Annotated in this window: 6 protein-coding genes, 3 pseudogenes and 1 other annotated feature; of the genes and pseudogenes, 5 read left to right on the top strand and 4 right to left on the bottom strand. The window is 39.3% G+C overall.

What is annotated here, in order from left to right; translation table 11 throughout:
- A pseudogene (locus tag J582_RS0105380) lies at window positions 1-811 on the top strand (IS5 family transposase); the annotation flags it as partial.
- A 133-nt stretch (window positions 812-944) separates the two neighbouring features.
- On the opposite strand, the gene J582_RS24025 reads toward J582_RS0105380, so the two are convergent.
- The 4 genes from J582_RS24025 to J582_RS24010 form a co-directional block, all read right to left on the bottom strand.
- Window positions 945-2,108: a zinc-dependent alcohol dehydrogenase gene (locus tag J582_RS24025; RefSeq protein ID WP_006582112.1), complete on the bottom strand. Its 1,164-nt coding sequence runs from the start codon at window positions 2,106-2,108 to the stop codon at window positions 945-947.
- 1,645 nt (window positions 2,109-3,753) lie between these two features.
- Window positions 3,754-4,458, bottom strand: a complete 705-nt coding sequence (locus J582_RS24020; protein ID WP_032041670.1) for an IS6 family transposase — start codon at window positions 4,456-4,458, stop codon at window positions 3,754-3,756.
- Window positions 4,391-5,008 (bottom strand): cation:proton antiporter, encoded by a 618-nt coding sequence (locus tag J582_RS24015; protein WP_079263707.1) that lies wholly within the window; start codon window positions 5,006-5,008, stop codon window positions 4,391-4,393. The genes J582_RS24020 and J582_RS24015 overlap by 68 nt, the downstream gene beginning before the upstream one ends.
- Before the next feature lie 39 nt (window positions 5,009-5,047).
- Window positions 5,048-6,267 (bottom strand): IS3 family transposase gene (locus J582_RS24010; protein WP_155766484.1). Its coding sequence is split into 2 segments (ribosomal slippage): window positions 5,048-5,991 and window positions 5,991-6,267, totalling 1,221 coding nucleotides; the frame shifts between segments, so codons are not numbered across the junction.
- Window positions 5,876-5,992: a sequence feature (AL1L pseudoknot), on the bottom strand. Its footprint overlaps the gene before it by 117 nt.
- Before the next feature lie 75 nt (window positions 6,268-6,342).
- Here J582_RS24010 and J582_RS0105365 point away from each other — a divergent pair.
- The 4 genes and pseudogenes from J582_RS0105365 to J582_RS23995 all read left to right on the top strand — a co-directional run.
- A pseudogene (locus J582_RS0105365) lies at window positions 6,343-6,567 on the top strand (IS1 family transposase); the annotation flags it as partial.
- A gap of 14 nt (window positions 6,568-6,581) precedes the next feature.
- Window positions 6,582-6,732, top strand: a pseudogene (locus tag J582_RS27630) (RNA-guided endonuclease TnpB family protein); the annotation flags it as partial.
- A 268-nt stretch (window positions 6,733-7,000) separates the two neighbouring features.
- On the top strand, window positions 7,001-7,276 hold the full coding sequence (locus tag J582_RS24000) for a metal/formaldehyde-sensitive transcriptional repressor (RefSeq protein ID WP_001133624.1): 276 nt from the start codon (window positions 7,001-7,003) through the stop codon (window positions 7,274-7,276).
- Between the two features lie 21 nt (window positions 7,277-7,297).
- Window positions 7,298-7,511, top strand: a 214-nt coding sequence (locus J582_RS23995) for an alcohol dehydrogenase catalytic domain-containing protein (protein ID WP_032032282.1), incomplete at its 3' end; no start/stop codon positions are given.

Here is a 7,511-nt window from a genome sequence, read left to right as displayed (position 1 = left end):
CATTCTCTCAAGAAAAGTGGTCTCCGACAAACCCGGTACGGTTCAGCTGCTTAATGATTAAATCCTTATTCCGTCTGTCTTTACGTATGGTTACTGGCTTTGTGCAAAGTCTGATTAAACTTTGCGGATTAAATTGGATAGCTCCAGATTACACTACGCTTTGTAGAAGACAAAAGCATATTGATATTGTAATCAGCTACCAAAAAAGTAGAGATGGGCTGCATCTACTCATGGGCTCTACAGGCATGGAGTTTGTAGGTGAGGGTGAATGGAAGCGCAAGAAACATGGACCTGAATATCGTCGCCAATGGCGTAAACTACATATTGGTATAGATGCCAAAACCCTGCAAATACGAGCATTTCAGCTTACAACCAATAATGTCAGTGATTCACAGGTGCTTGGTGATTTACTTAATCAGATTCCACAAGATGAGCGGATTGACTCTGTTTATACCGATGGAGCTTATGACACCAAGCAATGCCGTCAGGTCATTGCAATTGCAGATCGGCAAGCGCATGCGGTGATTCCACCTAGAAAAAATGCGAAACCATGGAAAGATACAAAGAGTAGCTCGCTAGAACGAAATGAATTACTTCGAACAGTTAAACGTTTAGGCAGGATACTATGGAAAAAATGGTCAGGCTATCATTGGCGAAGTTGGTTGAAACTAAGATGCATTGCATCAAATTATTAGGAGATAAACTCAGTGCAAGGAGTTTTGATAGCCAAGTCAATGAGATTCATGCACGTGTAGCAGTGCTCAACAGATTTACGGAATCAGGTCGACCATTTACCCAAGTTACGCCTTAAATTTGGCTCAATTAGGGGCGCTTTGCATTTCAAATCTTTGTGCAACAAAGCCCTTAAAAACAAGAAAAAGAGGATTGATAAAATGATGATAAAAAATAAAAAAGCGCCTGATGGCGCTTTCCTTTAATCATATTTATGGCGTCAGAATTACTTTACGACAGTCTTCTTCTTTTTTATCAAAAATACGGTAACCTTCCGCAGCATCTTCCAGTTTCATGCGATGGGTAATAATCAGATCTGGAGACAGATCTCCATTTTCGATATGTTCTAGCAACTGCGGCAAGTAATTATGCACATGAGTTTGTCCCATTTTAAAGGTTAAACCTTTGTCAAAGGCATCACCAAACAGGAAGCCGTGAATTGGACCGGCATAAACTCCAGGTACACTCACCACACCGCCGCGGCGGACCGCTGCAATACATTGTCTTAACGCTGAACCACTCGAACCTTCTAATTTCAGGTTAGTCATTACAGTTTCCAGCATGCTGCCTTTGGCTTCAAAACCGACCGCATCAATGACGGCATCGACTCCACGATAACCCGTGGTATTTTGAATGATAAATTCAGCGGCATCGACTTCATCAAAATTGACCGGAATCACCCCATAGGTTTGATGTGCGAAACTCAGACGATAAGGATGGTGATCGACCATAAAAATCTGCTCGGCACCGAGCATCCGCGCACAGGCAGCAGCCAGCAGACCGACTGGGCCAGCACCATAAATCGCCACACTGGAACCTCGACCAACTTGGGCATTTTTCACTGCTTGCCAGGCGGTTGGCAGAATATCAGTCAGGAATAATACTTTTTCATCAGGCAGGGAACCTGGCACTTTAAATGGTCCGATATTGCCCTTGGGAATCCGTACATATTCAGCCTGACCACCCGGTATACCACCATACAGATGGCTAAAGCCAAATAAAGCTGCCCCTGGTGGAATCTGTTTTTTATTGAGAATTGCACCACGGCCGGTATTGGTATTTTCACAGGCAGCCATTAGTTCATGTTCACAGAAAAAACAGTGACCACATGCAATCACGAAAGGAATAATTACCCGGTCGCCTTTTTTGACTTCTGTGACTTCAGGGCCGACTTCTTCTACAATTCCCATAAATTCATGGCCGAAAATATCTCCATCTTCAGTGGCCGGAATTTTACCCCGGTATAGGTGCAGATCTGAGCCACAGATGGCAGTCGCTGTCACCCTTAAAATGACGTCATCTGGTTCCTGAATCACTGGATCTGGAACGGATTCAACTCGTACATCCCGAGCACCATGATAGGTAAGAGCACGCATGCGGATTTCCTCTTTCTAGTTCAACATTAAACAGACTCGTATCAAGGCTGCCAAAAATAAAAAACACTTTTATTAGAGCCTTATGCACCAAGAAATCGCTGTAAATTAATGTATGAAATAAGACATCCGAGTGTTTAAAAAATAAACTTATATAGGGTTTACGTAATTCGTGACCTTATGTGTCGAATGAATAGAAAAGAATTAAAGAAACATCTAGTAATTTCTATAACTTATAGATTGTTAATTCTGTGCTATCTATTATTTTTAGAAATAAATGTCCCTAACATAATCATAGAGGTACTAACTCCCCCTATTACTAAACTCATGAGTATTATTTCTATACTTAATATCTCTGTCCAATGGCTATGGTCACTCCACGGAATATATATGCCATGTCCAAATAAAAAATTTATAGTGCATAAAATAAGGAAGCTAATGAGAGTGGATATTATCAAGGTAACTATAAGATTTTTCCAAACCTCCTTATTTTTAGAAAGAGTTATTACTTTAATCGTTATACTCTGTAAATAAATATCGTAGATTTCAGCTCTAAAAATTTGATTTATTTAACAATATTTTAGTATTTGGCGTATTTTGCCACTGAATATTATTTGATTAGTACACAAAATAGTGAACAGAAACTAGCTGTGGTTTCTTGTTGGCTTTCAAAGATCTTTAGTTTATAAGCCCACCTCACTTTCCTTGAGTGGGCTTTTTTTTATGCTATTGCTTCGCTCGGCAAATATTTTTTAAACAAAAAAATGATAAAGAAGCCTTTTAGATACATCTTTTAAACATTTTGATTCATATTGCATTTATAATAAATATGCTAACTAGTTGTTCCATTCCCTCAGAGGTTAGTAAAAACTATTGTTTCAGCATGAAATAATGATTTGGCCCACTTCTGTGGGTTTTTTAATGCCTTAAAACGCTCTCGTTTGCCCTCTAAGGTCTTTTTCATTTCATATTTTTTACAATTATGATTAGTCAAGAAATGGATCAGATATGAAGTTAACGCGCTTAAATGGTTTAATCACTTATAATTGATTCATGAATCCTTTGTTTTTCCTTGTCATTTTCTATCTTAACGGCTAAGGCTAATACAATTATCATTGTGATGAGACAGATTATTTTGATCTTCATTTTTCTGCCTCCACTTAGAAATAACTTAATGAATATTAGCATTTTAACTCGATACTTTGAAGTATGATTAAGCCTTGTTTCAAAGTCGAGTTATTTTGCGAGGCGGTGATCTCATTAGTAATGATAAAAAATAAGTAATGTACCACTCACCTGATATTTTTTAGGGTCGATTAGGCACCAGTCATAGGTTTTTTCTTTAATGTTATTCGGTTCAAATAAGTACACAGCTTTTTAGCCATAATTCTGATTAATATTTTTCCATCACACTCTTTGATTTGTAGCGGATATTTTTAAGTATAGTCATATCAACTCTATGTTCGTCTAGTTCATCTTTGCTTGGTACATACAGGAATATTGCCAAAAAGAACACCATAAGAGAGCTTGTAATCAGAGAAAAGGTAGGGGCAAAATTTTAATGCCAGTTGATCGCTCGTAGATACTCGCTCGGTTCGGCACTGTTGCAAATAGGGATCTGAGTCGATGATTTTCCCTTCAAAAAAGCTTAGAGACCGAAAATTTTATTTACTAGCCAAACTTCTCCTAGAATATTACCGTTATAAAATAATGAAGCTTGTGCTTTGCGTAGAGCACGCATAACCTCAATACCTTTAATTGTGGCATAAGCCGTTTTCATAGACTTGAATCCCAACGTAGCCTTGATGATCCGTTTAAGCTTGCCATGATCACATTCAATCACGTTATTCTTGTATTTAATCTGTCGATGCTCCAGATCTTCAGGACACTTTCCTTCGTGTTTTAGTCGCGACAAAGCACGGCCATAGGTATGAGCCTTATCAGTGTTTATGACTCGTGGAATCTGCCATTTTTTGACATGATTCAAAATCTTACCAAGAAAACAATAAGCTGAATGGGTATTTCGTCTAGCAGAAAGATAGAAATCAAGAGTATGGCCACGTTGGTCAACTGCTCGGTATAGATATGCCCATTTGCCATTCACTTTTACGTAAGTTTCATCCAGATGCCATAAATGTCGATCTTTAGGATTACGCCAATACCAACGTAAACGTTTTTCCATTTCAGGAGCATAACGCTGAACCCAACGATAAATCGTGGTGTGATCGACATTTACTCCCCGTTCAGCGAGCATTTCCTGAAGTTCACGATAGCTGATGCCATATTTACAGTACCAACGGACGGCCCAAAGAATGATTTCGCCCTGAAAATGACGACCATGGAAAGCATTCATCTGCTGATCCTTTAGCTAAAAGAGTATTTAGCTTACCATCAGCAGCTATTTGCAACAGTGCCACAATTGCCAATAAAGGGACAATCAACAAGTCTTCAAACAGCAGAATCGAGACAATTTTTTGTCCGCGTGGTTGAGCAATGTCTCCACGATCTCCCAAAAGTTGCATTACAATTGCAGTCGAGGTGAGTACAAAGCCTGCAGCACACACAAAACTCACTTGCCAAGAATAGCCATAGACCAAGCCTACAGCCGTTAGCCCCAATGAACAGGCACTAATTTGTAATGTACCTAATCCAAAAATTTCTTTTCTTAAACTCCATAAATACGATGGACGCATTTCTAGTCCAATCACAAACAGATACATCACAATACCAAGCTCAGCGATATGCAGAATAGACGCAGAATCGTAGAAAAATGCCAGTCCAAATGGACCAATAATTAATCCTGCAATTAAATATCCCAATACCGAGTTTAATCCTAGGCGCTTGATTAAGGGGACTGCGATCACTGCAGCCGTGAGCAATATGACAGGGGATAGAAGGCTGATTGAAACGTACCGGGTTTGTCGGAGACTTTTTTATTTAAGTTAGGCCACCTGACCTAACGGGTTAATCTTATCATAGTACATTGCTTCAAACTCAAAAGGCGATACATAACCCAGTGCACTGTGTACACGCTTTTTATTGAACCAATCTACCCAGTTTAGTGTCGCAAGTTGTACATCTGCTAAACCTTGCCAATCTGCTTTTAAATATTCAATCACCTCTGTTTTGTATAAGCCATTCACCGTTTCAGCCAAAGCATTATCGTATGAATCACCAGTCGTACCGACTGATGCTCGTAAATTTGCAGCTTCTAAACGATTGGTATAGCGAATAGAAAGATATTGAACACCTCTATCGGAATGATGAATCACATTCTTTGGCATGCCTCGATCGTGCAATGCTTGCTCCAATGCATCGAGCACCATATCTGTATTCATCCGTGTAGATACTTTCCATCCAACAATTGCTCGTGAAAACACATCAATAATAAAGGCGGTATAGACCCAGCCTGAATGAGTTTGAATATAGGTAAAGTCACCCACCCATAGTTGGTTTGGATGATCAGCATTAAAATTACGTTTCACTAAATCATCTGCCCGTTTTTGGTCATCTCGGCTACGGGTGGTTTGTTTATTCTTACCACGCCAAACACCTTGTATACCTACCTTCTGCATCAATCGAGCAACTGTACAACGTGCAATCACATAGCCTTCACGTTTCAGTTGTTGCCAGACCTTACGCACACCGTATCGACCTGAACTTTCTTTCCAAATTCGCTTGATCTCCTCAGCATGATGCAAGTCATGTAAATCTCGTTTCGCTCGATGTTCTGGATTTACTGTGAGATCTAAAGTCCGGTAATAGGTTGAAGGTGCGATCGGTAAAATTCTACAAATCGCCTCGACTCCGTACAGCTGTTTATTATTATGGATAAAATCCACCATTATTTGTGTGGGCGGTCGAGCTCCGCCTGGGCGAAAAAAGCGGCTGCTTTACGTAGAATCTCATTGGCGCGTTGCAGTTCTTTATTTTCGCGTTCGAGTTGTTTGATACGTTCTTGGTCTGAAAGCTGCTGTACTTTAACTGGATTTTGTTTATCTAAATATTTTTGATACCAAACACGTAGTGTTTCAGGACTACAACCTATCTTGGGAGCAATAGCGGTGATCGCAGCCCAATTCGATGGATAATCTTTTTCAGATTCAATCAATAATTGAACCGCTCTTTCTCTGATTTCAGGGGTATATTTTAATTTTGTCATCGGGATAGTCTCTCAGAATATTGACTCTCCGACAAACCCGGTACGGTTCACTACTTTGAAAAGTGATATGTGCTGAAAAAAACAGGAGAAATTGTTACTTATGTTTGGGGTAAAAGAGATATAGCTATAGTCCAACGACTAAAGGAAAAGTTGAAACAGTTAAGTATTCACTATACCCGAATTTCAAGTAATCAATGGGATAGTTTTATCACTGCATTTAAAGACTGTCAGCAAAGTATTGGTAAGTTTTTCACTATAGGTATTGAGGGAAATAATTGCAAAATAAGGTATCGGATTAGATGTGTTAGTTCAGTATTGAGTGTGGCTTTAGCAAGAATACGGATATTAATGCTTCTCGCAATATTCTAGCGGTAGGACATACCACTTTGTCTGTGGAGGAAAGATGCGGTAAAGGTCGCTTTGTGAAGCAGAAAGCATGCCTAAATCCGTGAGGAAGTCGCCTAAGAGCTTTTGCTTTTAAAATCCCTGAGAAACATGTTTCGTAAAGAGTTAGTTGAAAGTGGGGGGAGTATGTTAGAAGTTTAATTTTATAAGCTATTGTAAAGATTCGGAAAGTTAATTATAGCATCCAATTGCAGAGCCAATAGTGACTTCATTTAATCTCAGCATACTTTTTGAAACACTACCTAAATTTTTAAGGTTTATAAAAAATATTGTTCTTTTTTATACTATGGGGTACTATAGTATCAATGCTAGCAAATAAGGAGGTCTGATGCCTAATCAGGTCGAAGACAAAAAAAAGATTCTTCTACGCGTCAGAAAGATCAAAGGTCAGACACAAGCGATTGAAAAAGCGCTAGAAGACAATGTGGAATGTGGTGCGATTCTGCAACAAATATGCTCTGTGCGTGGTGCTATTAATGGTCTAATGAATGAGATGTTAGAGGTTCATTTAAAGGACACTTTAGTATCAGGTGAAACCACAGAACAACAACGAAAAGAAGAATTGGCTGAAATCGCCAAGATTCTAAAATCATATTTAAAATAGATCTGTATAAGGAATTATTCCATGAAGTCACGTGCTGCCGTTGCGTTTGGTCCTGGTCAACCTCTTCAAATTGTTGAAGTTGATGTTGCACCACCGAAGAAAGGTGAAGTATTAATCAAGATTTCCCATACCGGTGTGTGTCATACAGACGCATTTACTTTATCTGGCGATGATCCTGAAGGCGTTTTTCCGGCTATTCTCGGGCATGAAGGTGCTGGTGTCGTAGTTGAGGTTG

The organism is Acinetobacter sp. 1566109, from assembly GCF_000582255.1.
GTDB lineage: Bacteria > Pseudomonadota > Gammaproteobacteria > Pseudomonadales > Moraxellaceae > Acinetobacter > Acinetobacter nosocomialis.
Note: the sequence above shows the minus strand (reverse complement) of the source record. Positions and strands in the feature narration are given on the sequence as shown.